Source organism: Sediminibacterium sp., assembly GCF_030695065.1.
Taxonomy (GTDB): domain Bacteria; phylum Bacteroidota; class Bacteroidia; order Chitinophagales; family Chitinophagaceae; genus Sediminibacterium.
Genome location: NZ_JAUYTR010000011.1, coordinates 213,238 through 240,217, shown reverse-complemented (window position 1 = coordinate 240,217; position 26,980 = coordinate 213,238). Strand labels below are relative to the sequence as shown.

General features: G+C 37.6%; 18 protein-coding genes. 4 read left to right on the top strand and 14 right to left on the bottom strand.

The window, feature by feature from the left end; genetic code table 11:
- The first annotated feature begins 90 nt into the window (after positions 1 to 90).
- A complete protein-coding gene (uvrA, locus tag Q8S25_RS04940; RefSeq protein WP_305535439.1) occupies positions 91 to 2,904 on the top strand; it encodes an excinuclease ABC subunit UvrA in 2,814 nt (937 codons plus the stop codon).
- A 166-nt stretch (positions 2,905 to 3,070) separates the two neighbouring features.
- Positions 3,071 to 5,035 carry an ATP-binding protein gene (locus Q8S25_RS04935; RefSeq protein ID WP_305535437.1) on the top strand — a complete coding sequence of 655 codons (1,965 nt, stop codon included), beginning with the start codon at positions 3,071 to 3,073 and terminating at the stop codon, positions 5,033 to 5,035.
- Here the strand turns inward: Q8S25_RS04935 and Q8S25_RS04930 are convergent.
- The 3 genes from Q8S25_RS04930 to glyA form a co-directional block, all read right to left on the bottom strand.
- On the bottom strand, positions 5,032 to 5,772 hold the full coding sequence (locus tag Q8S25_RS04930; protein WP_305535435.1) for a LytTR family DNA-binding domain-containing protein: 741 nt from the start codon (positions 5,770 to 5,772) through the stop codon (positions 5,032 to 5,034). The two genes, Q8S25_RS04935 and Q8S25_RS04930, sit on opposite strands and share 4 nt — an antisense overlap.
- A gap of 218 nt (positions 5,773 to 5,990) precedes the next feature.
- Positions 5,991 to 6,413, bottom strand: coding sequence for a DUF4293 domain-containing protein (locus tag Q8S25_RS04925; RefSeq protein WP_305535433.1), 423 nt, complete (start codon positions 6,411 to 6,413; stop codon positions 5,991 to 5,993).
- Positions 6,414 to 6,428: 15 nt separating this feature from the next.
- The gene (gene glyA, locus Q8S25_RS04920; RefSeq protein ID WP_305535431.1) at positions 6,429 to 7,709 is read right to left on the bottom strand and encodes a serine hydroxymethyltransferase; all 1,281 of its coding nucleotides are present in this window, start codon (positions 7,707 to 7,709) and stop codon (positions 6,429 to 6,431) included.
- Positions 7,710 to 7,815: 106 nt separating this feature from the next.
- On the opposite strand from glyA, the gene Q8S25_RS04915 reads away from it, so the two are divergent.
- A complete protein-coding gene (locus Q8S25_RS04915) occupies positions 7,816 to 8,808 on the top strand; it encodes a sugar phosphate nucleotidyltransferase (RefSeq protein ID WP_305535429.1) in 993 nt (330 codons plus the stop codon).
- On the opposite strand, the gene Q8S25_RS04910 is transcribed toward Q8S25_RS04915, so the two are convergent.
- From Q8S25_RS04910 to guaB, 7 genes are all read right to left on the bottom strand, one after another.
- Complete coding sequence (locus Q8S25_RS04910) at positions 8,805 to 9,761, bottom strand: nitronate monooxygenase family protein (protein ID WP_305535427.1); 957 nt, start codon at positions 9,759 to 9,761, stop codon at positions 8,805 to 8,807. The genes Q8S25_RS04915 and Q8S25_RS04910 overlap by 4 nt on opposite strands.
- Before the next feature lie 5 nt (positions 9,762 to 9,766).
- Positions 9,767 to 10,522, bottom strand: coding sequence for an SDR family NAD(P)-dependent oxidoreductase (locus Q8S25_RS04905; protein WP_305535425.1), 756 nt, complete (start codon positions 10,520 to 10,522; stop codon positions 9,767 to 9,769).
- A 15-nt stretch (positions 10,523 to 10,537) separates the two neighbouring features.
- Positions 10,538 to 13,177, bottom strand: coding sequence for a PKD domain-containing protein (locus Q8S25_RS04900; protein WP_305535423.1), 2,640 nt, complete (start codon positions 13,175 to 13,177; stop codon positions 10,538 to 10,540).
- Between the two features lie 82 nt (positions 13,178 to 13,259).
- Positions 13,260 to 15,857: a PKD domain-containing protein gene (locus Q8S25_RS04895; protein WP_305535421.1), complete on the bottom strand. Its 2,598-nt coding sequence runs from the start codon at positions 15,855 to 15,857 to the stop codon at positions 13,260 to 13,262.
- A gap of 1 nt (position 15,858) precedes the next feature.
- Positions 15,859 to 16,680: an alpha/beta fold hydrolase gene (locus Q8S25_RS04890; RefSeq protein WP_305535419.1), complete on the bottom strand. Its 822-nt coding sequence runs from the start codon at positions 16,678 to 16,680 to the stop codon at positions 15,859 to 15,861.
- Positions 16,661 to 18,253, bottom strand: coding sequence for an apolipoprotein N-acyltransferase (gene lnt, locus Q8S25_RS04885; protein WP_305535417.1), 1,593 nt, complete (start codon positions 18,251 to 18,253; stop codon positions 16,661 to 16,663). Before lnt ends, Q8S25_RS04890 begins: the two co-directional genes overlap by 20 nt.
- A gap of 9 nt (positions 18,254 to 18,262) precedes the next feature.
- On the bottom strand, positions 18,263 to 19,762 hold the full coding sequence (gene guaB, locus Q8S25_RS04880; RefSeq protein WP_305535415.1) for an IMP dehydrogenase: 1,500 nt from the start codon (positions 19,760 to 19,762) through the stop codon (positions 18,263 to 18,265).
- 80 nt (positions 19,763 to 19,842) lie between these two features.
- Between guaB and Q8S25_RS04875 the strand changes: the two genes are divergently transcribed.
- Positions 19,843 to 21,027, top strand: coding sequence for an MFS transporter (locus tag Q8S25_RS04875; RefSeq protein ID WP_305535413.1), 1,185 nt, complete (start codon positions 19,843 to 19,845; stop codon positions 21,025 to 21,027).
- On the opposite strand, the gene dprA is transcribed toward Q8S25_RS04875, so the two are convergent.
- The 4 genes from dprA to Q8S25_RS04855 form a co-directional block, all read right to left on the bottom strand.
- Positions 20,996 to 22,078: a DNA-processing protein DprA gene (dprA, locus tag Q8S25_RS04870; protein ID WP_305535411.1), complete on the bottom strand. Its 1,083-nt coding sequence runs from the start codon at positions 22,076 to 22,078 to the stop codon at positions 20,996 to 20,998. The genes Q8S25_RS04875 and dprA overlap by 32 nt on opposite strands.
- Positions 22,079 to 22,134: 56 nt before the next feature.
- Entirely contained in the window at positions 22,135 to 24,051 is a 1,917-nt protein-coding gene (locus Q8S25_RS04865) for an OmpA family protein (RefSeq protein WP_305535409.1), read from the bottom strand.
- 104 nt (positions 24,052 to 24,155) lie between these two features.
- Positions 24,156 to 24,815, bottom strand: a complete 660-nt coding sequence (locus Q8S25_RS04860) for an HmuY family protein (RefSeq protein ID WP_305535407.1) — start codon at positions 24,813 to 24,815, stop codon at positions 24,156 to 24,158.
- The gene (locus Q8S25_RS04855; protein ID WP_305535405.1) at positions 24,815 to 26,899 is read right to left on the bottom strand and encodes a TonB-dependent siderophore receptor; all 2,085 of its coding nucleotides are present in this window, start codon (positions 26,897 to 26,899) and stop codon (positions 24,815 to 24,817) included. The genes Q8S25_RS04860 and Q8S25_RS04855 overlap by 1 nt, the downstream gene beginning before the upstream one ends.
- Positions 26,900 to 26,980: the final 81 nt, after the last annotated feature.

The window sequence follows — 26,980 nt, the reverse complement described above, 5'->3', positions numbered from 1 at the left end:
GTTATTCACATTCTAACTCGCTGATTTTTTGAAGGTTATTTAAGGTTTACTCAACCAAAGCTGTAATAATCTGTTTAATTTGTGAACCTTATGGCAACGAGTAAAAAGTCGGCAAAAGCTGCAAACGATATATTGGTGCATGGTGCCAGAACGCATAATTTAAAAAATGTAACTGTTACATTTCCTAGAAATAAGCTAATAGTGGTAACTGGCGTGTCTGGTAGTGGAAAATCTTCTTTGACCATTGATACTTTATTTGCTGAAGGGCAAAGACGTTATGCCGAAAGTTTAAGTGCCTATGCCCGTCAATTCATGTCTAGGATGGTAAAGCCAGATGTTGATTATATTAAAGGACTTTGCCCAGCTATTGCTATAGAGCAGAAAGTGATTACTCGTACTCCCCGAAGTACCGTGGGTAGTATGACCGAAATTTATGATTATCTCCGGCTATTATTTGCACGTGTGGGTAAAACCATTTCGCCTATAAGTGGTAAGGAAGTTAAAAAAGATGAAGTTGCCGATGTTATGAATGCCATTGCAACTTTTTCTGAAGGAACTAAAATGGTAATGTTGGTTGCGTTTAAGCAGCATGCAAATAGAGCAATAAGAGAAGAGTTAGGCATATTGATGCAGAAAGGGTTTTCAAGAATGTATTTGATGAAGAAAGATGCTGCAGGAGTACCCGAAAGAATTGAAGATATGTTGGCATTAACTGATGCAGCATTGGCAAAAAACTGGAAGGCCAATCAGTCTAATTATTATGTACTGATAGACCGAATGGTGGTTAAAACATTTGAAGAGGAAGACTTACATAGATTAGCTGATTCTATTGGCACCGCTTTTTTTGAAGGGCATGGCGAAATGTTTATTGAAGTGAACAGCAAACAGGTGCTTCATTTCAGTAATAAATTTGAAGCAGATGGAATGCAGTTTGAAGAACCCTCACCTAATTTATTTTCTTTTAATAATCCATATGGTGCCTGTACTGTATGTGAAGGCTTTGGACAAGTTTTAGGAATCGACAAAGATTTGGTCATACCCGATAAGCGGTTGTCTTTGTTCGAAAATGCCATTGCGCCATGGAAAGGAGAAAAATTGAGCTGGTGGAAAGATCAATTTATAAAAGGAGCTAGTAAATCTGGATTTCCTATTCATAAACCCATCATGGATTTACCCCGAGAGCAGTACCAACAATTATGGTCTGGGGTAGGAGCGGCATTGGGAATTGATGATTTTTTTAAAGAGGTAGAACAAAATCTATATAAAGTTCAATACCGCGTTTTATTAAGTAGATATAGAGGTAGAACCAGCTGTAATGCATGTGATGGCTATAGATTACGAAATGAAGCGCTGTACGTTAAAATACATGGGAAGCATATTGGGGAACTTTGTAATATGCAAGTAAGCCATTTAAAAGATTGGTTTGATGCAATTAAATGGTCTGAACAAGAACAAGTAATTGGGAAGCGAATTTTGCTAGAGATACATCAACGAATCAAAACCTTATTAGATGTTGGATTAGGGTACCTAACACTAGAAAGGTTGGCCAATACACTCAGTGGTGGGGAAAGCCAACGTATTCAATTAACTCGAAACCTAGGGAGTAATTTAACCAACTCCTTGTATATTCTAGATGAGCCATCTATTGGATTACATTCTAGAGATACCCAACGATTAATAGGTGTTTTAAAATCTCTGAGAGACTTAGGTAATACAGTGGTGGTGGTAGAGCACGACGAAATGATGATGCGAGAGGCAGATCATATTATTGATATGGGGCCCTTAGCGTCTCATTTAGGGGGCGAGGTAGTTGCAGCAGGCAATTATGATCAAATTATAAAAGATAAAAAAAGCCTTACAGGTAAGTATTTAACGGGGGAATATGCAATTACCCCTCCGCAAAAAATTCGCAAATGGAATAGTTATATTCAAGTAGAAGGTGCTAGACAACACAACTTAAAAGACATCACAGTCAAATTTCCATTGCATTGTTTTTGTGTAGTGGCTGGGGTTAGTGGAAGCGGTAAAACTACTTTGATTAAACAAATACTTTATCCAGGTCTGCAAAAAATAAAAGGAGAAGCAGCAGAAAAAGTAGGCTTGCATAAAGCCATCACAGGCGATATTGAATCTATTTCACAGATTGAAATGATAGACCAGCAGCCCATTGGTAAATCTTCAAGAAGTAATCCAATTACTTATATTAAAGCCTATGATGCCATTAGAGATTTATATTCTAAACAGGGATTGGCTAAAATGCGCGGATTTCAACCAAAGCATTTTTCTTTTAATGTAGACGGTGGCAGATGTGATACTTGTAAGGGTGAAGGAGAAACCATAGTAGAAATGCAATTTTTGGCCGACGTGCATCTTACTTGTGAATCATGTGGAGGAAAACGATTTAAAGAAGAAGTGTTAGAAGTGAAATACAATAATGCTTCTATTCATGATATTTTAGAAATGAGTGTAGACGATGCTTTTGACTTTTTTAAAGAAGAGAAACAAATTCAAAAAGCCATCAAAACCTTGCAGGATGTAGGCTTGGGCTACATTAAATTGGGTCAAAGCAGCAATACTTTAAGTGGGGGCGAAGCTCAGCGTGTAAAACTCGCTAGTTTCTTAGGAAAAGGAAAGGGAATTGGGCATGTGCTCTTTATTTTTGATGAACCTACCACGGGCTTGCATTTCCACGATATTCAAAAACTGTTAAATTCCTTTAATGCACTAATTGAGCAAGGCCATTCATTGATTGTAATTGAACATAATACGGATGTATTAAAATCGGCAGATTGGTTAATTGAATTAGGACCAGAAGCTGGCAATGCAGGAGGAGAATTGGTTTATGCCGGAATTCCCTCGGAATTAAAAAACAATAAAAAAAGCATCACAGCCCCATTTATTTAAATAAATGGGCTTTATATTTAAACTTAAATAATCAACGAACTCCCCCCTAGTGATTAAACTACTACTTGCTTGTATCTTTTTTTTGTCTTCTCTTTTGTCAACAGCTCTAGCTCAGGACAAACAAAAACTCGATAGCCTAATTAAAATTTCTAATGAATACAAAACAATGGATTCGCTTAAAATGCGAATGCTGTTAAGAGTATATGGAGAATTGGTTTATAATAAAAGACCAATAGCCGAATTAAAACGATACGCAGATTCTGCTAAAGCAATTGCACTAAAATTGCCTAATAGAGATAATATTAGAAAATTTTATTTTAGGCTAGGAGTTATTCATCATGGTAAGGGTGAGTTTGCTGAAGCACTTGAAATATATAAGGAAGGCATTGCTTTGGTTGCAAGAGAAGGCGACAAAAATTTGCAAGCAGGATTCTATATGAGTATGAGTGATATCTATAATAAAATCACTGATTATACTAATGCAATTGATGTAAGCGAAAAAGCCATAAAGCTGTTTTCTGAAATAAATGATCAAAGTGGTCAAGCCAGTATTTATAATAATTTAAGCAGCACTTATATTCAGTTAAAAGATTTTACTACTGCTTATAAGTATGCTACTAAAGCTTTGCCCATGTTTGAAGCTGACGGACTTCAATCAAGAGGAGTAGGAAGCATTAAATTAGTTATTGCCAATATTTTATTGAATGCCGATGAAGTATCGTTACAAAAAATAGGGAATGCAGGGAAAAACAGATACCTGCGTGTAATCAAATTGATGAAAGAGTCTATTCCAATAGCGGAGTTAGAGAAAGATTTGGGATTGAAATCGGAAATGCTAATTGCAAAGGCAACTTCATTTGAAAAGTTGAATCAACTATCAGATGCAACAAGAGTCTATGAGATGGCAGTTGCTGTTGCATTGGAAGGGCCAGACTTAAATATTTTAGCAGGAACTTATGCCACAGTTGGTCGTTTTTTTCATCGACAACAAAACAATAGAAAAGGGATAAATTATTTGCACCTTGCATTAGCTATGGCTACCCAATCTGGTTTGTTAGAAGTGGAAAGGGAAACAGCAGAGAGTTTAAGCAATTATTATGAGCACCAAAAGCAAATGGATAGCGCGTTCTACTACTATAAAAGATTTTCAAATGTAGAGAACCAAATTTTTAATAAGGAGAAGGAAAACGAATTCACCCGTAAAAAACTTAAGCTCGATTTTAGTATAAAAGAGAAAGAATATGCAGTTGAACAAGAAAAGGTAAACCAACAATTGGCCGAAAAGAAGTTAGAAATAAGTTTTAAAAATAAGTTAGCGTGGTTAATGGGAATATTAACCATTGTGGTAATTACTGCAGCATGGTTTTTTTACAAGAGTAAAAAGAAAACACAGGAATTAAATGCAACTATTGAGGCCCAGCGTCAATCATTGTCTGAATTGGTTCAAGTTAAAGACCAAATCTTCAGTATTCTAACTCACGATATGCGAAGCCCAGTTAATAGCTTAATCTCCTTTGTTTACTTGTTAGAGAATGATGAAATAGACAAAGATCAATTGGCACAATATGCAAAAGAGTTAGGTAATACACTTAGAGGAACATCTGCATTAATGGAGAACCTATTAAACTGGGCAGGTACGCAATTGCAGGGCTTTGAAACTAGTATAGAAAATGTATCTGTAAAAACTATTGTAGAAGATGTAGTAACTTCTTTCAGTGCTACATTAAAACAAAAAAATATCCAGTTTAACAATTCAATCAGCGAAAATGATTGGGTATTAGCCGACAAAAATTTATTGGCACTGGTAATTAGGAATTTAATTAGTAACGCTTTAAAGTTTAGTTATACGGGCAAAGCTATTTGGTTAAGGGTTGAAAACAACGAAACAGAAGTGATGGTTTGTATAGTCGATGAGGGAATGGGAATGTCTGCAGAAGCAATGGAGCAGATCAATAAAACTACAATCAATACCATGACTAGCACATATGGTACAAATAAGGAAAAGGGAACTGGATTGGGCTTAATGCTTTGTAAAAGTTTTCTTTCGATGATGTCTGGAAAGCTTTCTGCAAAAAGTAATCAGCCTCAAGGCTGTATTATGGCAATACATTTCCCCAAAATAAATTGCTAGAATCTTTTTAAAAGGAGTTTGTCTATTACAGAATCATTCAAAGTTTGTTTATAAGCATTGCTTAAAGGAATGGACGCCTTATTGGTAAGAATAATTTCATTGGCTAATACCTGAATAATATGTTCAGTATTCACCAAATATTGTTTGTGCACTCTAATAAATTTTTTTGATTGCAATTGTGTCTCAGCATTTTTTAAACCTACCAACATCACCAATGTTTTTTGATCTTGGGTGTAAATTTTAGAAAAGTCTCCCATACTTTCAATGTATAAAACATTGTTGTTGTTTACCCTTGTTATTCCTTTATTGTCTTTAATAAAGAAGTATTCTTCGGTGCTTTCATGTTGAATAGAAGCAGTTGCAGTAGAAGACGTTTTTTTCAATTCAATGTATTCAATAGATTTATTTACTGCTTTTACAAATCTGTCGAACGAAATAGGCTTAACTGCAAAATCAATAATATCTAAATTAAACCCTTCGGCTGCATATTCTGGAAATGAAGAAATGAATACAAATACTGGTGGATTCTTTAAAGTTTTTACCAATTCTATTCCAGTAAGATCGGGCATGTCTACATCGGAAAAAACAATATCGATTGGTTGGTCTTTTAAAATAGACAAAACTTCTAACCCTGTTTTGCATTCAGCAACCAGCTCTAAGGAAGGTATTTTTTTGATATAGGATGTTAATAATGCTCTTTCCACTAAGTGGTCATCTGCTATAATGCATTGGTACATAAGGCGGTATTACTTTACGAATGTATTCTTTTTGTTTGTTGTAGCCTCATTTGTCTACTAAAACAGGCGACTTATCTACTAATTGCTATACATGGTCTACTTTCCCATTTTCCGACTACCATTTAGGGTTAGTTTTAACACAGTTTAATTCAGTAAATGGATTTAACAACAAAGCGCAGTAACTGAGGGGATACTGCGCTTCTTTTTTTTTGTAGTACTTATCTTAATCTATCTGCGTTTTTTACCAATTGCTCATCTTTATAAATACCTAATGCAGCCAATACCAAAAATACAGGAATGGACAAGCTAATTAAAGCAGTTAAATCGGTATTGGATTCTGTAAATGTTTTGCTTGAATTGTAGTATAAAAAAATATTCAATAATGAAACAGCTAGTACAATCAAGCTAATCAACAATTGTCTTTTTCTGTCTTTATACATAAAAATACATACCAATGTAGCCACGCAAATTGCAATGGTTAAAATGGCGTTTAAACTGCCTTGAGCTGCTGTATATTCAACCCATTCTTTTACATTGGTTTCAGCGTTTAGCTTATTGCCACTGAAGAAAGAGAATTTTAAACTAAGCGCACTCATTGTGGAAGCCAACAATAACCAAATACTTTGTATTCTTTGTAGCATAGCTAGTGAATTAGATTAGCCCATTTCTGGGTAAAGGATGAATTGTTCCATGAATTCGTTTACTTGATTGCGAACTGCGCCAATAATTTGAGCGTCTTCTGCATTCATTAATACCCGATCAATTGAGTCTACAATAAAAGGCATATGTGTTTCAGTCATACCACGAGTAGTAACTGCAGCAACCCCAAAACGGATACCTGAAGTTACAAAGGCAGACTTGTCATCATAAGGTACCATATTTTTATTGGCAGTAATATCAGCTTGTACCAATGCTTGTTCTGCTTTTTTACCACTGATATTTTTATTTCTTAAGTCTATCAACATTAAATGGTTGTCGGTACCGCCACTTATAATATGGTACCCTTTATCTACAAATGCCTTTGCCATGGCTTGTGCATTTTTTTGAACCTGCTGTTGGTAAACTAAAAACTCATCTGATAAAATTTCACCAAAAGCCACTGCTTTTGCCGCAATGACATGTTGCAATGGACCTCCTTGAATTCCAGGAAACACAGCCATATCCAATAAGTTACTCATCATTCTGATATTGCCTTTTACATCTTTTAATCCCCAAGGATTTTCAAAATCTTTGTTCATCATAATGATGCCTCCTCTTGGTCCACGCAAAGTTTTGTGCGTAGTAGAAGTTACAAAATGACAGTGTTCAAAAGGAGAGTTCAATAATTTTTTTGCAATCAAACCCGCTGGGTGTGCTATATCGGCCATTACTAAAGCACCTACTTCGTCTGCTACTTTTCTAATTCGAGCATAATCCCAATCTCTGCTGTAAGCGCTGGCACCACAATAGATTAGTTTAGGTTTTACCTCACGGGCTTTTGCTTCTAACATTTCATAATCTACTAATCCTTCTTCTCTGGTAACACCATAAAAATGGGGCTGGTATAATTTACCAGAATAATTAACGGCACTACCGTGTGTTAAGTGACCACCCATGCTGAGGTCTAAGCCTAAAGTTGCATCACCTGGTTGTAAAACGGCTAATGCAACCGCAGCGTTTGCCTGTGCACCACTATGGGGCTGTACGTTGGCATATTCTACACCAAAAATTTCTTTTAAACGATCAATGGCCAATTGTTCAGTTTGGTCTACAATTTCACAACCTGCATAATACCTTCTGCCAGGATACCCTTCTGCGTATTTATTGGTCATTACATTACCCATTGCCTGCATTACTTGAAGGCTGGTGAAATTTTCAGAAGCAATTAGCTCAATTCCGTGGCGCTGTCTTTCTAACTCTTGTCTAATTAGGTCAAAAACCAATGTATCTCTCTGCATGAAGTGTATTTTTGCCAAATTTACGCGTTATTTACTATTTTACAGCCCCATTTGGCCGATATAGATAGGAATAAGTGAGAATCGGACATGGATAAATTACCTCCCAATGAAAGCTATTATACCAGTTGCGGGTGCAGGAACTAAACTAAGACCGCATACATATACACAACCTAAAGCCCTCATTCCTATTGCAGGAAAGACCATCTTGAGTTTTATTGTAGATCAGTTAAGAGATGCGGGCATTACAGAGTTTATTTTTATTGTTGGATACTTGGGTGAAAAAATTCAAGATTACGTTAAACAAACCTATCCAGATTTAACCACGCATTTTGTTTTTCAAAATGAAAGACAGGGAACAGGACATGCCATTGAGTTAACCAAGAACATTGTAGGTGAAGATGAAGTATTTGTTGTTTTAGGCGATACCATTTGCGAATACGATGTAAAAGAAGTGGTGGATAGTCCTTATAGTATGTTGGGGGTAAAAAAAGTAGATGATCCACGAAATTTTGGCGTGGCTTCTATTGATGACGAAGGATTTATTGAGCAAGTAGTAGAAAAACCTTCTATTCCTAAAAGCAATATGGCGTTGGTTGGATTGTATAAAATTAAAGAGACGCATTTTTTGTTTGAATGCCTGCATCATTTATTTATGCAAGACATTAAAACACAAGGAGAGTATAACTTAACAGATGCGTTGGATTGCATGATTAAAAGGGGAGCCAAATTTCAATCATTTAAAGTGAAGAGTTGGTTCGATTGCGGCAAAAAAGAAAGCCTCTTAGAAAGCAATGCTACACTGTTAAAAAAATTTGGTGGGAATATTCAATATATACATGATTTTAAAGACACGATTATTATACCCCCAGTTAGCATTGCGCCTGGTTGTGATATTTCACATTCCATCATTGGGCCGCATGTTGCTATAGGAGCCAATACTACAGTAAAACATTCTATCATACGCGATAGCATCATTGGTTCTTATACCAATTTATTCGAAGTGGTTTTAGACAATTCATTAATTGGAAGTGATGCTTCTGTAAAAGGCTTAAGCAGAAGTTTAAATATTGGAGACAATACGGAGATTGATTTTGGTTAAATCAATTTAATAGAACCAACACAGGCATTAAATTCAGCTACCATTTCTGCTACAATTTCTCCAGCGGTTTTTATTTCATTAATTAAAGCAGCTACTTGACCTATTTCTAATTCACCTTCCGAAAGGTCACCTTCGAACATGCCTTTTTTGGCACGGGCTCTACCTAATAAATGGGTCAATTCCGCTTCGTCTGCTCCTCTCTGTTCTGCAGCTGCAACTTGATTAAAAAAATCGTTTTTTAATAATCGAACTGGCACCAATTTTTTCATACTCAATTGAGTGTCTCCTTCACCGGCTTTTATAACTGCTTCTTTAAATTGCATATGAGAAGAAGCTTCGTGGCTGCATACAAAACGACTACCTACTTGAACCCCATCTGCGCCTAATGCTATTGCTGCATACATTTGCTGTCCTGTTGCAATTCCACCAGCAGCAATTAATGGAATCTGAATTTGTTTTTTTACTGCGGGTATCAAAACAAGGGTAGTGGTTTCTTCTCTACCATTATGCCCTCCCGCTTCAAAACCTTCCGCAACTACTGCATCACAACCCGCATCTTGTGCTTTCAATGCAAATTTGGAACTACTTACCACATGTACTACTTTAATTCCATGTTGTTTAAATAATGGGGTATAGGTTTTAGGATTACCCGCACTCGTAAAAACAATAGGAACTTTTTCATCAATAATTATCTGCACAATTGCTCCAAGATCTGGATACAATAAAGGGATATTTACTGCAAATGGTAAATTGGTTGCCAATTTGCATTGTTGAATATGTTCCCTCAAAACTTCAGGATACATAGAGCCTGCTCCAATAATTCCTAATCCACCTGCATTGCTAACTGCACTGGCTAATTTCCAACCACTAGCCCAAATCATTCCGGCCTGAATAATTGGATATTTAATTCCAAATAACTGTGTAATAGATGAAGGGTTGCCAGTTAAATGCATAGGTATTATTTATGTAAGTAAAAGGAGTTAGCCTGAGACAAACAAGTAACCACTAAATCGTTGATGCAAACATGGGTAGGTAATGTAGAAACATAATAAATTATTGCTGCAATATCTTTTGCTTCCAATGCTTTATATCCATCATAAACTGCATTCGCTTTTTGATCGTCTCCTTTAAATCTTACTAAAGAAAACTCCGTTTCTGCGGCGCCAGGGTGAATGGCAGTTACTTTAATTTGATGTGGTAATAAATCGATGCGCATGGCTTTGCTAATGGCATCAACTGCATGCTTTGATGCACAATATCCGTTCCCGTCTTTGTACACTTCTTTGCCTGCAGTAGAACCTATATTAATGATATGACCATTCTTTTTTGCAATCATGAAAGGCAGTACAGCTTTTGTTACATACATAAGCCCTTTAACATTGGTATCAATCATGGTATCCCAATCGTCTAAATTGGCCAACTCAAAAGAGTCTCTTCCCAATGCTAACCCTGCATTATTTAATAACACATCAATCGATTGCCATTCAGTAGGCAAACTATTAATTGCAGCAAAAACCGCTTCTCTATTTTGTACGTCAAAGCAAAGCGTATGAATTTGAACTGGGTACTTATTTTGTAAAGTACCAGCAAGTTCGGTTAGTCTGTCTTGTCTTCTTCCTGTAATAATACAGTTCCAACCAGCAGCAGCAAAATGTTCAGCAGTTGCTTTGCCAAAACCAGCGGTAGCGCCAGTAATTAAAATTGTTTTTGTCATAGGTGCAAAAATAAACTATCTAATAAGTACAGCCGTACCTTTTTTATAAACACGCTTACCTAAATAGTCTATTCCCTCTGCTTGAAACACATAAGTTCCAGAAGGTTGTGGCTCCCCTTTATAAGTGCCATCCCATCCTTTGTTTAATTCGGTGGATGTATAAATGCGCTGACCCCATCTATTGAAAATGGTAAAATAATTCAATTTTGTAATGCCTACAGTAACGGGTCTTAATACATCGTTTTTACCATCTCCATTGGGTGTAAATCCAGATGGAATAAATATTTCAGGCCCACCCACAAATACTTTTACTTTCATTTGGTCTTCACCAAAACATCCTCCATCACCCGTTACCCTAACAGTATAAGTAATAGAGTCGGTACCTGCAGGTAAAGTAACAATGGGATTGGCAATGGTAGGATCGGTAAGCCCAGTTGTAGGAGACCAATTAAATTGCCCCAAGCCTGATGCGTTTAACTGAACAGGTTGGTCTGGTAAAGCTACTGTATCTGGCCCTGCATTTACTACAATGGGTGGAACCACTCTTACGATGATGGTATCTGTAACCGATTTATTGCAGCCCAAAGTATCTGAAACAGTTAAGGTGTAAGCAGTTGTTCTTGAAGGTCCTGCTAATGGATTCAAAGTGGTTGAATTAATCATTGAATTGGTAGGAGACCATTGAAAACTACTACCAATAATAGTTGCAGGCAGGTTAAGTCTATTACCAAAACAAATGACCGTATCTGCTCCTACCGACACTTGAGGATAAGGTGATACATTAATTCGTACAGAATCTCTTGCCTGACAATACCCCAAATTGGCCGTAACATAATAAGTTTCATTTTGCAGTGGAGCCAATCTCGGAAATTTAACTGGATCAACAGGAGCACCCGATGCCGAAGTCCATTGATAACTTAGGGCATAGCTTACCGTTTGCAATTGAATGGTATCTGTTCGGCAAATGGTTGCGGAAGGACCTGCATCTACCGAAATAAAATCTAACACATTCACCGTTACCGTATCCTGATTAATACATCCATTGTTGTTGAGAGTAATAATGTACCGGGTTGTATCAACTGGATAAACCAATGGGTTCGCAATATTTCTATTTGAAATTCTTGATAAACTTCCAGGTATATCTGTGGTCCAGTTAATGGTTCCCGCACCAATATTGGCAAATAAGGGAAGGGTGTCTATACTGCAAATAAGGGTGTCTTTAAATGCTAAGTTTAGTAAGGGCTTGTCTAAAACAACAAATGGTTTAGTGATGCTGTCTATGCAACCTTTACTATTAGTAACCACCAATGTTACATTGGTATTAACAGGTGCAGGATATTTCCAAGTACTGTCTTTTGCAATAGTAGTATCAGCAAGGGTAGTATTGTCTCCAAAATTCCATCTCCAACTATTTACTGTTCCGTATTGGCTAACTGTGGCATCTTTAAAACTGTATTCATTTAAATAGCAGGTTCCAGTTACTGTAAAATCTGGAGCAAACCCAGGGTAAATACGCACTTCTGCAAAAGCAGAGTCTTGACATCCCCCCGTATTGGTCACTTTTAATTTTAATTGATAAGTTCCAGTGTCTGCATAAGTATAAGTAGGGGTAGGATCAGTTGAAATATCTGTAGTGCTGTTGGTTACGCCAAAATCCCAGAGATAATTAGACACCGAACCGGATGATTCATTTTGAAAACTCAATGTAAAACCGTTGCAAGTGATATAAGTTGGTTTAAGGTCTGCAGCAGATAAAGAACAGTCTGCCACTTGAATATGTATTTCTTTTTTGGTCTCCCCAATTTTTACGCCGTTTCTATATTCACTCGCACATACCGCAACAATATATTGACCAGGTATACCTGGCGCAATGCCATTAATTAAACCAGTAATAGGGTCAATGGTAACGCTGACAGATAATGGATTGCCGCCAGTATAGGGTGGTTGATAGGGAACTGCAGCATAAGGAGGGTTTGTAGGAGGATTGGGCTGAGCTCCGTTGGGCGTATTGCCACTTCCGCCAACAAGGCCATTACAAAAAGAATAAGACAAACTATCTCCGTCGCTATCAGTAGCACTAAAATCGAAAGTAAAAGGGGCATTGAAACAAACAATGGCGGTGTCTTTTTGCGCAAAAACAGGGCTGCTATTTTTGGCATAGCTAGTGCCATTGATAATGCCTGGAATGGTATTGGTGTAACTGATTCCAATAGTGCTTGAAAAAGCGCCTACATTGGCAATATTGGCAATTCTACAACAACGCTGAACAGACAAAGTATATCCTTCAGTGGTATTGGGCAAATCAATTTCTATAGTATACCGATCAATAATATAACAAACTCGAGGTCTAGAGCTTAAACAAGGATCGTAAGTGGTTTTATCTGGATTATCTGTTCCACTTAAAGAAATAGAAACGGTTTGTAATAGTTGGGTACTGACCGAATTAAAAATACCCACATGCACTTGTGCGTCTCGTTGAGCAGCGGTTGAATTACAATCTAAATATTGCCTTACGGTAATTCTATACCTTGAACTATTAGCCGTATTGCCATCGCCCAAATATTCATATTGAATCCAACCCCCTTTTAAATGCGCCGCATTGAGTTGGATGAGTAATACACTACAAAAAATGAGTAAAAAAAATTTCCTAAACATACTGTAAAGCAAGTTAAAGCAATAAGAACCAAAAATAGGATTGTGGGTTGCCTGAACTCCTAAAAAACCGTTAAAGCAATCATTATCTTATTAAAACAGCGGTCCCTTTTTTGTAAATAATTTTTCCCGTAAAGTCTTTTCCTTCTGCTTGAAATATATAGGTTCCAGTAGTTTGTTGTTCACCATTAAAAATCCCATTCCAGCCTTTGCCCATTTCGGTGGTACTAAAAATGAGTTGCCCCCAGCGATTATAGATTTTGAAATAATTTAGCTGAGCTATACCAATAGGAATGGGTCTTAGTAAATCATTTTTACCATCCCCATTGGGAGTAAAGCCAGAGGGAATATAAATATCAGGGCCGCCTTTATAAACCAACACTTTAATGAAATCTTCGCCAAAGCAATTGTTGCCATTATGAGCCCTTACTCTGTAAACAATTGAATCGATATTGCTACCCAACTGTGCAACAGGATTGGCAATGGTTGGGTCAGACAATCCGATAATAGGAAACCATTGAAAATTTGCTGCACCTGTTGCATTTAGTTGTAAGGGTTGATTGATGCTGACTACAGTATCATTGCCCGCGAAAATAATAGGCTTGGGGGCAACCGAAACCAAGATGCTGTCTACAACCGTTTTAGGGCAACCCAATGTGTCGGAAACGCGTAAAAAATAACGGGTTGTTTTTGCAGGGGCAACCAATGGTTGCAAAGAATTGGAATTAAACATATTGAGCGAAGGAAACCATTGGAAGCTGGACCCAGTAATGGTTGCATTCAATTGAACACTATTTCCAAAACAAATAAGCGTGTCGTTGCTTGTATTAGCAATAGGATAGGGTATTGTTTTAATATCAATGCTGTCTTTGTCTTGACACTTGCCTAAGTTGGCAGTAACAAAATAGGTAGTATTGCTATTGGGTTTCACAAAAGGATTTTTAACAGCAGCAATGGTTTCGTTTAAATGATTGGTCCATTGGTATTGAAGCGCATCACTTTTAACGCGCAATTGAATCGTATCTGATAAGCAAATGGTACTGTCTATTCCAGCAGTTACTGTTATAAATGGCAAAACGTTTACAGTGATGGTATCTTTACTAATGCAGCCATTGTTGTTAATGCTCACAATATATTGGGTGGTGTCTTTTGGATATACAATTACATTAGACGTATTGGTATTACTGATATGGAGATTGGGCTCCCAATTAAAAATACCTGCACTATTTATGTTGATTGGCAAACTATCAATACTACAAATTAATGTGTCTTTAAAGGGCACTTGTAATAAAGGTTTTTCAGAAACCGACAATGCACGTGTTATTGTATCAATACAACCCTTAGAATCACCAACAATCAATTGCACTGTTTTAAGGGAAGGAATGGCGTATTTGTAATTGGCATTTTTTAATCTCGACGTATCATTTAAAACAGCTTCATCTCCAAAATTCCATTTCCAAAAATTAATACTGCCATAAACAGAACTGCTTAAGTCTGAAAAAGTATATGGGTTTAAAAAACAACTTCCATTAATATTCATAGCCGATTTAAATCCTGGGAAGACCCTTACTTCCACACTGTCAATGCCAACGCAACCATTTGATCCTGTAACAGTTAGTTTTGCTTTATATACTCCGGTGTCTTTATATGTATGTTTTACTGAACCTGATTGTGGGTAGGTATTGTTGATTGAGTCCCCGAAATTCCAAACATAATTGGTGATGCTAGAAGAAGTGGATTCATTTTCGAACAGCACCGTAAAATTGTCGCATTGAATAATTTTATCGGGTAAATTAGCTTCAATGAAATCACAACCTTGAACCGCCATGATAAAGTCCTTTCTATGTTCATTAAAAGCTTTACCATTTCTCCATTCGGTAATGCAAACATTTACTACATAGTTTCCCGGTGCAGGAGCAATTCCACTGATAACACCTGTTACAGGATCTATGCTTACTTGATCTCCTAAGGGGAGGGCTCCGCTGAAAGGAGCTTTATACGGCAATGGGAATTGGGAAAGTATATTGGGGGGAACATCCCGAAAGTTAGAAGGTGCAATAAATGCATCACAGAAGCTGTAGGTTAAGGAGTCTCCATCTGGATCGATGGCTCCAAAATCGAGTGTAAATTTTTTTTGGGTGCAAATCAGGGCCGTGTCTTTTACATTGAATTGCGGACTACTGTTGACGCCTCCTGCCAAAGCAATTCTGCCAGGAATCTTAGTTACATAGTTGCTTCCAACACCTAAAGGCACAGCCAAATTGGTGATGTAATCAACACGGCAGCAGCCGAGTCGGGATAATGTATAGCCCATGGGACTGTTGGGTAAAGAAATGGTTGCAGAGTAAAGGGCAACCTGATAACAAGCCCCATTTCCTACGAGACAAGGGAAGGCAGCTGTATTCAGCGAAAGGGTAGAAACATCCGTTGTTCTAGGTAAGGGTAAACTTCTGAATAAAGTATCTCCTTCATAAATACCCAAGGTTGGCCGTTCTACCTCTAGGGTAGGACCATTAGAAATACATGCCCTGAACAATCGCAAAGTGATAACATAAATACTATTATTGGCGTTGCTTGAATCAGGACCTACATAATTGTAAAACAGCTCACCTCCGGTAATATGATTTGCTTGGCTATTGTTACAAAACAGTATTAAAAAAAACAAGATTTGGAAAACTTTCATTTCAAATAAACAGTTGGATGAATCCTGATAAGTGTTGGTTCATTTCTTTGGGCGCTTCAAGCATGCCCATATGGCCAACACCTTCTATAACTTCAAGATACGATTTAATAGGAACTGTTGCTTGCTCTTGAATATCTGTTAAAGGAGCAGCTATATCTTCGGGCCCGGCAACAAACAAAACAGGGTATTGGGCCAATTCTAGCACTGCTGTTTTATTGGTTCTTTCCATCATGGCGTTGGTATATGCTACCAATACCCTTGTTTCAAATGCTTTACTTTTTTCAACTAATTGATTAATAACTGTGGCTTGGGTTGCTTTAAATTTTTTACCAAATAAATTGGGCATGCTGGCTTTGAAAAAAGTATAGCCACCGTTTTCTTCTAGAAACTGAATACTTTTTTGACGTACTAATTTTTTTTCATCGCTATCTGCATATGCAGTACTATGCACTAGTCCAAGGCCAAGTAATTTAGAAGGAAATAGTTTTGCAAATGCCAAACTAATATATCCTCCCATGCTATGCCCCAACAGCATGCAAGTAGTTAAATTTTCAGCTATCAACAATTCATTTATACTTTGGGCCAACAATTCCATGCTCATATTGGGCAACCATTGTTCTAAACCTTTTGGCGTAATGGTTGATTTACCCGAGCCAGGCAGGTCTGGAACAATAAGTAAGCAATGAGCCGATAAGACTGCAATTTGGTTATCCCAAATTTTACTATCTTCTCCATAGCCATGCAATAATACAACGGGCGTTCCCTTTCCATAAACTGTATAACTCAGTAAGTAATGGGTATGATTAATTTGTTTTTCTTGCAAGGGTACTTTTTTTGTACAAGTAAACTACAACAAAAAAAGCAGCAAGGGCAGCAGCAATTTTGAAGATCAGGTCTCCGTAACGCATATAAAACGTACTGCTGTGTTCAGCTGGAATAGCCATTTTGATAGCGCCCCTTTTATCCCATGCTAAAGATTGTACTATTTCACCGCGAGGATTAATAAATGCAGAGATTCCCGTGTTAGCAGATCGAGCAATCCATCTTCTGTTTTCGATGGCCCTTAGTTTTGCATAATACAAATGTTGTTGGTGCCCAGGTGTATTACCCCACCATCCATCGTTGGTCATAATGGCCAGCATGGTTGCCCCGCTTTTAACATAGTTGGTAATATATTCACCATAAATACTTTCATAACAAATGATGGGCGCTGCATAAAGTTGCGCAATATGGTCTCTAAAAACAACGGCAGTATCAGAAGTGCCATAGCCACCGGTTGAGCCACCGAACTGTTCAAAAACGGGCGCCATAAAACGTAAAAAAGAAGGCAGTGATTCAACACCTGGCACCAGTTTACTTTTGTTATAGTACACTGGCTCTTTGTTGGCCCTTAAACTAACGGCTGCATTAAAAGCATCGTAATAAATTCCATCATTTGTTTTTCTGGCCGTTTTAGTTGCAGCTGTTGTTCCATATTGTTTAAAGGTTTCAATTCCTGAAATCAATTGAATAGAAGGATGCGCAGCTAAAAACTGAAAAATGGGTTGATAATATTGATTCCCCTTTATATTGTCTTGCCAATCTGCAGCACTCATGGCGGTTTCGGGCCAAATAAGCATGGTTGTATTGCTGTCTATGGCATTTGCAGAGAGTTGCACCAATCGGTTTACTTGATCGGCGGTAGTTAAACTTTCAAATTTTTGATAGGGATCAATATTGGGTTGAACCACCACCACATTTGTTTTTTCGGTTACAATGCTTTTGGTGGGCAATAATTGTAGACTAATGATTGCCAATACAGCAATGAGCAATACTGCTATGCTACTAAAATAAAGGACTGATTTTTTATCGGCTTCTTTTAATGAAACCATGCTGCGAAAAACGAGGAGGTTAATAGTCCATATCAGCAACGATCCACCCCCAACACCAGTGTATTCGTACCATTGAATGTATTGGGTGAATGCGCTTAAACCATTTCCTAAGGTAAGCCAGGGCCAGCTGATGCTCCAGTTTAAATGGACCCATTCAAAAGTTAACCAAAAAACAACCAATGCCCATTGACTGAAAGATTCAGAAAAATGCTGACGCATTTTGATAAAGCCCCACCAAGGAATGCACATTAAAGTAGTGTTTATTAGAATTGCGGCTACTGCACCAAACCCAGTTGAATTCCAAAGCCACCAAGTAGTACCAGTATTCCAAATCAATAAACTCAACGCCACATACCTTAATAATGGAAAGGATTTATCTTTTTGATGGGCCAATAATAATAAGGGCACCCAAGCAAATAACAAACCAATGGTTAATGCCGTATTGGGCCAAGCACTGGTTAACAATAATCCAGATAAAAGGCTTAAGGTAAGCGGATGTAAATAAGTCCACTTGTTCAGTGCCATGGCGATGAATTATTTTCTGCTGTAATTAGGCGCTTCCTTGGTAATATCTACATCGTGTGCATGGCTTTCTTTCATACCCGCGTTGGTGATTTTTACAAAACTGGCTTTTTGTAAAGTAGGAATATCTTTTGCACCACAGTATCCCATACCCGATCTTAATCCACCCACATATTGATAAATAATTTCACTCAAATTTCCTTTGTAAGCAACACGACCTTCAATTCCTTCAGGAACATATTTTTTAATATCTGCTTCTACGTCTTGAAAATAACGATCGCCACTTCCTTGACTCATGGCACCTAAGCTACCCATGCCTCTGTATTCTTTGAACTTTCTGCCTTCGTAAATAATGGTATCGCCAGGGCTTTCTTCTACACCAGCAAATACACTTCCCATCATCACCATATTGGCACCTGCAGCTAAAGCTTTAACCATATCACCGGTATAGCGAATACCACCATCGGCAATCACTGGAATGCCTTTGGCTTTCAACGCTTTAGTAGCTTCCATAATGGCAGTTAATTGCGGAACACCAGCACCAGCAACAATTCTAGTAGTGCAAATAGAACCAGGACCAATTCCTACTTTAACACAATCGGCACCAGCTTCGGCCAATGCTTTTGCACCAGCACCTGTACCTACATTGCCCGCAATGATGGGTAGTTTTTTAAAATTTTTTCTAAGGGCTTTTAATGCTTCAATTACCCCCTTGCTGTGTCCATGTGCAGAGTCTAATGTTACAATATCTACACCCACTTGTTGTAACGCAGCTGCACGATCCATTAAGTCTTTGGTAATGCCTAAAGCAGCACCAACGCGCAATCGGCCAATACTATCTTTTACTGCATGTGGGAAATTGCGAATTTGTAAAATATCACGGTACGTAATTAAACCAATCAATTTTCCTTGCTTGTTAACAACAGGTAATTTTTCAATTTTATATCGACGAAGAATATTCTCCGCTTTTTTCATATCGGTACCTTCAGGAGCAGTTACCAAGTTTTCCTTGGTCATTACCTCTTTTACTTTTTTCTTGTAATCGGTTTCAAAACGTAAATCTCTATTGGTTAATATGCCTACCAGTTTTCCACCATTGTCTACCACCGGTATGCCCCCGATTTTATTTTCTCGCATCAACTTCAAAGCATCTCCAATAGTGGCATCAATTAATAATGTAATGGGGTCTATGATCATTCCACTTTCGCTGCGCTTTACTTTTCTTACTTGCTCGGCTTGTCTCTCAATGCTCATATTCTTGTGCAAAATGCCTAAGCCACCTTCTCTTGCCAATGCAATAGCCAAGTTGGCTTCAGTAACAGTGTCCATTGCAGCAGAAAGGATGGGAACATTGATGATGATATCCTTGGTTAAATGCGTGCTGATATTTACGTCTCTGGGTAAAATATCGCTGTATGCGGGCATTAAAAGTACATCGTCAAATGTTAGGCCTTCGCCAAATAATCTAGGGGAGTTACTACCGTTGGTAGCGCTTTTGAGATTTGTTGCCATGTGCAAAGATAGTAGAAGGGCTAAATTCCTTCCAAAAATATTTCTGTTAACTTCGTCAGCTATTATTGTAAGCAGTTAGCATGGAACCCCAAATAATGAATCCCAATCACCGTTTTTTTACTTTTCAATTTGGGTTACTCTGCGTAAGCAATTTCCTTTTTTCGGCCAGTTTTAATATGATGATTCCCGAATTACCTGGTTATTTAACCAAGATTGGGGGAGCGGAGTACAAGGGATTAATCATTGCTTTATTTACTTTAATGGCGGGCATTTCTAGGCCATTTAGTGGAAAATTAACCGATACCATTGGTAGGGTTCCTGTAATGGTATTTGGCTCTTTGGTATGTGTAGTATGTAGTTTATTGTATCCGGTGCTAACATCTGTTGCTGGTTTTTTGTTGTTGCGATTTGTACATGGATTTTCAACTGGGTTTAAACCCACTGCAACAGCTGCATATGGAGCAGACGTAGTTCATGAATCTAGAAGGGGAGAAGCCATGGGCGCATTGGCCATTGGATATACCATTGGTGCGTCAGCAGGTCCTATGTTGGGTAGCTATTTGGTTAATTATTTCGGCTACGATAGCATGTTTTATGTATCGGCTTTTTTAGCATTGGGTTCGGTTATTATCTTATACAATGTAAAAGAAACCCTACCCAATGCCACGCGTTTTAAAGCAGCGCATTTAAAAATTAATAGAACAGAAATATTTGATGCATCGGCCATACGACCCGCTTTAATTACCTTATTACTGTGTTTTTCTATCGGAACCATTTTAACTGTAGCGCCCGATTTTAGTGAGCATTTAGGATTGCACAACAAAGGCATATTTTTTGCCTTCTTTACCGTAGCATCTTTGTTTATTCGTTTTGTTGCAGGTAAAATATCAGACAAATATGGAAGGGTACGGGTATTAATAGGATCTACTGCAGTATTGGTAGTAGCAATGATTATTTTGGCGTTGTCACATTCAGTAAGCATGATGTTGGTTGGTGCTGTTTTATATGGATTAAGTTGGGGCATTAATAGCCCAGTTATTACGGCTTGGACGGTAGATTTATGTGAACCTATTAACCGAGGCAAAGCCATTGCTTCTATGTACATTGCATTAGAAGTAGGTATTGGAACGGGCGCCCTTTTTTCAGGTTGGATTTATCATAACCAAGCCACGCAATTTGTATATGCTTTTTTAACACCGGGCATTTTGGCTTTTATTGCTTTCGCTTTATTGATTAGGTGGAATAGAAAGCGGGCATTAGCGTAAAGGATCTACCTGGAAGTACTTGAATAACTTGTTGTAATTCTAACTGTAAAAGTAAACTAGATAAACTGCCAATGCCGAGCCCAGTCAATTGCAACAATTCATCCATCGAAAAAATTTCTTGTTGTTTCATTAAAGTAATGAATGCTTTTTCTTCTGGAGATAATTCAGGAGCCAATGCTACCCAATTTAATTGCTGCATGAGTTCATTGGGGTTGGTATAAATAGCGGCATTATTTTCTTGAATTAATTTTAAACATCCCCTGCTTCTTTGATCGGTTATTTTGCCTGGCACTGCAATTACTTCACGATGGTACTGTGAAGCAAAATCTGCAGTAATCATGCTGCCCCCTTTTAATGCAGTTTCAACAATAAGGGTTGCGTCTGCTAAGCCAGCAACCACTCTGTTGCGTTTAGGAAAATTGTATTTTTCTGCAATGGTTTTGCAATTAAATTCGGTAAGTAGCCCGCCTTGTTTCAACATTTTTTTGGCCAATGGTTTATTGGGCGGTGGATATATTTCGTCTAACCCATGCGCCAATACCCCTATGGTATTGAAACCATTTAGCAGTGCAGTATGGTGTGCAATAGTATCAATACCCAACGCAAGGCCACTCACAATTAATACATCTTTTGGCAATGCTTGTAAGCAATTTTCAATTACATAATGACCATAAGGGGTAGGCATTCTGGTACCCACAATACTGAGAATTTTTAGTGCGTTTAAATTGGCAGTTCCTTTATAGTATAAGAGGGTAGGTGCATCGGGGCATTCCAATAATTTTTTCGGGTAGTTTTCATCGGTAATAAACAATGGAGTTATTTGGTGCTTTTGAATAAATGCATATTCGGCATCTACCAACGACGGATTATTCCATTGAAGAATTTCATTGACCATTTTTTCGCCAATTCCTTTTACTGCAAGCAATTCTTTTTTAGAAGCGCTAAAAATATTTTTTGACAATTCAAATTCGGCCAACAATGCTCTTCTAGTAATGGGACCAATAGAAGGAATGAATGTAAAGGCAATATTGTACCAGCAATCACTATGCATAAAAAGCTTTAGGTAAAGCTAGTTTTTTGCTGGGGCGATTACTGCCGTATAAATACTTAGAGCCCCGTTATTTCCACGGAAGTTCTTCTATTTTTGGCCCTGCCTTCTGGGTTGTCATTTGATGCAATGGGTTTGTTGCTACCAAAGCCTTGGTAACTTAATCTGGTGTTTTCAACTCCTTGTTCTATTAAATAATTTACAATGGCCAATGCTCTATTGGCAGACAATTTTTTATTCTCCTCTTCTTTACCGGTATTGTCGGTATGACCGCTTATTTGAACTTGGATGGTATTGTTATCTTTTAACAAGGCAACCAATCTATTTAATTCTATGGATGCCGATTGAGGCAATACCGATGAGTTGGAAGTAAACTCAATATTCTTGAAAGTAAATGAAGCGTTCATGGTGATAGGCTGTAAGGCAATATTTTTAACGTATACACTGTCTGCTTCTTTGTTGGCCAATGAGTATAATTCTGTGTAGGGTAAATAACCCTTTCTGTTGACTGAAAAAGTATAGTCAGTGCCAACAGGTAAAGTAATAAAATACATACCTGTTTCATCTGTTTGAATTTTCATCAACACCGATTGATCTTGGTTATTAATGAGTTCAACTGAAGAGGGTAATTTTTTGCCATTGCTTTTATCGGTAACTACTCCTTTTAAATACAAGGTTCTAATAGGCCTGATATTATTGCGTAAGGCAAAGCGATATAAGTCTAATTCACCCTTTCCTTCTGCGCGGTCACTGGCATAATAAGCAGTAAGCCCATCTGCAGAAACAGCTAAGCTCCCCTCGTTCTCAATGGTATTGATGGGGTAACCTAAATTTTCAGGGATACCCCATTCCCCATTATTGTTTTTTCTTAAGATAAATAAATCGGAACCACCATAGCCAGGATGACCATCAGAAGTAAAATACAAGGTTTGATTATCTGCGTGTATAAATGGTGCTTGGTCGTCTCCTGGCGTATTAATTTGTGCCCCCATATTTTTAGCAGTTGTCCATTTTCCATTGGGTAAACGTTCACTAAAATACAAGTCTCTTCCACCATAACCACCCGGCCTACTACTGCTAAAATAAAGGGTTCTTTTATCAGGACTTAAAGTAGGGGCACTTTCCCAAAATTCGGTATTAATGGCTGGTCCTAAATTCTCTGGGTCACTCCATCCCTGTGGAGTGGAATACGCAATATATAAATCAAAGTTGTCATAACCCCTTTCTGCAAATCTGCCCGCAAACAACATCCATTCTCCATCTTGCGAAACAGTGATAGCGCCTTTTTGTGGTTCTTCATTAATGTCTCCACCAATGGGAACTGCTTTGGAAAACTGTTTAGCAATAAAAGTGCTTGAATAAAAATCTTCGCGCATATATTTCCCTCTTCTGGTAAATACCAATAAACTATCGGTTACGGTAACAGAAGGGTAGTATTCAGAAAAAGCAGAATTTACACTATCGCCTAAATTTTCTGGCGCAAAATAATAAGTAGACAACTCTTTATTTTTTTCTGCATAGTCTAAAGCAAATTGATAAGTCTTTTTTCGGTACGAAGCACTCCTTATACTATTGGTGTTTAGTTTAGGATTTTCTAAAAACTGATTTACCGCAGATAGTGCAGCTTCAAAGTTTCCATTACCCGCAAGATTAATTGAATACGGTAGATAGTAAGGTTTAAAATAAATAGGGTCTTTTGCTTTGCCGCGTTCATACATTTGAACCGAACGTTTGTATTGTTTTAATTGGCCCAATACACCGGCTAAAGAAAGATAAGCGTCTACAAAATTGGTATCAGTGTTAATACAATCTAAGAGAATTGGAACTGCATTTTTAAAATCATCTTCTTTTAGTAAATCTATGGCTCTATCGTAAAGCACCAATGCCTTTTTATTTATTTTTTCTGGATCATATTGTTGCGCATATAAGTTGGACAAACCAATTAATGCAAATAAAAATAACAAGGCCTTTTTCATTGGCAACAAGTTCGTAAAAATACCAACCCATTGTTGTTAAAAATATCCTACAAAAAACCCGGCACAGGGCCGGGCTAGATAAAGGATTTTAAAATGGTTTGGTTTTAGAATGTTTTGGTTCCATTTGGTTGAAAACTAAAACGGAAAGTATAGTAACGTTGAGTAGTTAATTTAATTGCATCTGAAGCAGTAGTTGCTGGGGTTGTGCCACCTTTATAGTAGTTTAAAATTTCTACTTTGGCATATTTACCAGATGCTGTTCTTACTACTAATACACGTCCTGGAATAGGTGTTACCAATTGGTTAATTCCATCGTATACATACCAACCTCTATTGCTTCCTGTAGTAATTGCAAATGCTGAAGGGGCATTGTCTACTCTAAAGCTAGAGTCTGTTGGAATGGTTTTGAGGTCATTAAATAAACCTACAAATACAAATGCACCAGCTCCGCCAGGTCCACTGTTTCCGCTATTGGTAGCAATGGTAGTTCCTTTAAATGCAAGGTCCCATTTGTTGCTTGCGCTATCAGAAGCAGGAACAATTTTATTGGTTTCTAAACTGTAAAAAGTATAACGACCAGCACCATAAGGAAATCCACCGGTTGGAGGTGCACCTGGAGTAATACCAATAATGGTATCCGCAGGTAGGTTGTTTACTGTAATGGTTTCAACTACTGTACTTGTTCCACTGTTGTCGTCTTTTGAACAGGCAACCAAACTAACTACAATGCCTAACACTAAAATCATCTGTTTCATCTTGCTCATTATTTAGGGTTTTTATTTAAAAAATTATAGGATATGCTTAGGTAAAATGTTCTGCCAGGTAAATTGGGTAAATTCAATACATCGGTATAGTTCAATACATTGTCTATGCCCGCTTGAACCGATAGGCCATTGTTAAAACTTTGGCCTGCTGCCATATTCAATTGAATATATCCTTTAGCAAAAGCATCATTCGTATTGAAAATGCCATTGCCATCTGTATCAGTGGTAGCCCAACGACTTCTATACAAGGCACGGGTATTGGCAAAAAAGTTTTGGTAGTCGTATTGTAATTTTAAATTGGCCATATGCTTGCTTCTATTAGGCAAGCCAACGTATTCACTTCTGTCCATCTTTCTACTGAACCCATTTTGATCTCTGGTAAAAACTTTACCATCGTTAATGGCATTAATTTCAGCTTGATCTCCAGTAAGTAGAAATTGATAGCCTGCAGACAATGACCATTGTTTGTTGTAACGGTATTTGATATCGGTTTCAACACCTTGGGTAAATGCATTTTTTACATTGAGGTAACTAAAAATTTGTGCACCTCCTGTTTTGTATGCTACTAATCTGCTGTCGATTAAGTTTTCAATATTGTTTCTAAAGATATTGGCGGTAATATGCCATTGTTCATTTTGATAACTGCCGCCCAAATTAAATCCGGTAGAAAATTCGGGTTGCAAATTACTGAGTTGATAAAAGGATGGTTCTAAGCTACTGATTTGACCTATTCTGTTGAGCTCATTAATTATTTTTTGTGCTTCTACAGAACCAAATACACTGTAACTACCCGCAGCAGTATTGGTGAAATTTAAATAGAGCTGTCTAAAATCGGGGGCTTTGAAACCTCTACCAACACTGGCTTTCAATGAAAGAGTTGAATTGACTTTGTATTGTAAAGCCAGCTTAGGACTAAATGCGGCTGCAAATAATTCGTTGTGGTCATAACGGGCACCGCCAATAAATGTTAGTTTGTTCAATGCCCTCCATTCCGACTGAAGATAAATATATCCGATTCTATTGGTTTTAATGCTGGTACTATTATCGTATCTAGTACTGTTGGCTGTTTCGTGAATATATCCACCTCCTAAATTGAATTCTAATTGTTTGTTTACATGAACATCCGTTTGATTCTCAATTCTGGCAAACTGTTGTTTAAAAACATCTAAATAGGGAACACCATTATCTGAAATCAGTTCCTGAGAAGACTGAAATTGCGTGCCATATAAACGAGTGGTATTTTTTACTTGATCATTTATTTTATGCGATAATTGTAAAGTAGCATTGAGGTCCTTATTTTTTTCTACGCCAATAGAATTAATTGAATTGCCATTGTTTATTACCGTGATATTATTCTTAATGGTTTCACTGTTGTGTCTAATATTGAAACTTAAGTTGGTGCGATCGTTAAAGCGATAACCCAAATTATGTTGTTGGGTAAATCTTTCAATGGGAGCTACACTTCTTTCTCTACTATTGGGTCTAATACTGAATCCATCTGTTCTGTAGAAATTACCAAACCCTTGGTAGTTGATTTTGTTGGTTCTTATAGAACCTCTCAAACTAAAATCGGCTGTATTATAAGTGCCATATCTAGCACTAACACCTAAAGTATTTTTTCTAGACTTGTCGGTAATGATATTAATTACACCAGCCATTGCTTCACTGCCGTATAAGCTAGATGATGGGCCTCTTACAATTTCAATCTGCTTAATATTTCCTACGGTAATACGCTTTAAGTCTAGTACTCCGCTGGTTCTTCCAATTAGGGGCTCACCATCAATTAATATAAGGGTATAATCTGGATTAAGCCCTTGCATGCTAACCCCTGTGCCAAAGCCATTGGTCATGAATAAACCCGTTTGCTCTGAAAGAATATCAGATAAACGCAAAGACCCCGCTTGTTGAATGGTTTTTTGAGAAATAATTTGAACCGGTACGGCAATATTACTCAGCGCTCTTTCTGTTTTGGTAGCAGTAAAAACAGTGATGGCACCATTGCCCGATAATGTATCTTGTTGTTGAGCAAAAACGGTAGTAAAAAAACAACTTGAAATAGCCGAAAGAAACATCCACTTCATCATACCCACTTATTGTGAGTGCAAAGTTGCTTGATCATAAAGGGTTAATTGTCATCAAACTGTAGAACCGCTTTCAACAAAATC

What these genes read in the sequence shown, in the direction of transcription:
- uvrA (WP_305535439.1), top strand. Translation starts at nt 91, where the DNA reads ATGGCAACGAGTAAAAAGTCGGCAAAAGCTGCAAACGATATATTGGTG.
- Q8S25_RS04935 (WP_305535437.1), top strand. Translation starts at nt 3,071, where the DNA reads ATGGATTCGCTTAAAATGCGAATGCTGTTAAGAGTATATGGAGAATTG.
- Q8S25_RS04930 (WP_305535435.1), bottom strand. Translation starts at nt 5,772, where the DNA reads ATGTACCAATGCATTATAGCAGATGACCACTTAGTGGAAAGAGCATTA.
- Q8S25_RS04925 (WP_305535433.1), bottom strand. Translation starts at nt 6,413, where the DNA reads ATGCTACAAAGAATACAAAGTATTTGGTTATTGTTGGCTTCCACAATG.
- glyA (WP_305535431.1), bottom strand. Translation starts at nt 7,709, where the DNA reads ATGCAGAGAGATACATTGGTTTTTGACCTAATTAGACAAGAGTTAGAA.
- Q8S25_RS04915 (WP_305535429.1), top strand. Translation starts at nt 7,816, where the DNA reads ATGAAAGCTATTATACCAGTTGCGGGTGCAGGAACTAAACTAAGACCG.
- Q8S25_RS04910 (WP_305535427.1), bottom strand. Translation starts at nt 9,761, where the DNA reads ATGCATTTAACTGGCAACCCTTCATCTATTACACAGTTATTTGGAATT.
- Q8S25_RS04905 (WP_305535425.1), bottom strand. Translation starts at nt 10,522, where the DNA reads ATGACAAAAACAATTTTAATTACTGGCGCTACCGCTGGTTTTGGCAAA.
- Q8S25_RS04900 (WP_305535423.1), bottom strand. Translation starts at nt 13,177, where the DNA reads ATGTTTAGGAAATTTTTTTTACTCATTTTTTGTAGTGTATTACTCATC.
- Q8S25_RS04895 (WP_305535421.1), bottom strand. Translation starts at nt 15,857, where the DNA reads ATGAAAGTTTTCCAAATCTTGTTTTTTTTAATACTGTTTTGTAACAAT.
- lnt (WP_305535417.1), bottom strand. Translation starts at nt 18,253, where the DNA reads ATGGCACTGAACAAGTGGACTTATTTACATCCGCTTACCTTAAGCCTT.
- guaB (WP_305535415.1), bottom strand. Translation starts at nt 19,762, where the DNA reads ATGGCAACAAATCTCAAAAGCGCTACCAACGGTAGTAACTCCCCTAGA.
- Q8S25_RS04875 (WP_305535413.1), top strand. Translation starts at nt 19,843, where the DNA reads ATGGAACCCCAAATAATGAATCCCAATCACCGTTTTTTTACTTTTCAA.
- dprA (WP_305535411.1), bottom strand. Translation starts at nt 22,078, where the DNA reads ATGCATAGTGATTGCTGGTACAATATTGCCTTTACATTCATTCCTTCT.
- Q8S25_RS04865 (WP_305535409.1), bottom strand. Translation starts at nt 24,051, where the DNA reads ATGAAAAAGGCCTTGTTATTTTTATTTGCATTAATTGGTTTGTCCAAC.
- Q8S25_RS04860 (WP_305535407.1), bottom strand. Translation starts at nt 24,815, where the DNA reads ATGAGCAAGATGAAACAGATGATTTTAGTGTTAGGCATTGTAGTTAGT.
- Q8S25_RS04855 (WP_305535405.1), bottom strand. Translation starts at nt 26,899, where the DNA reads ATGATGAAGTGGATGTTTCTTTCGGCTATTTCAAGTTGTTTTTTTACT.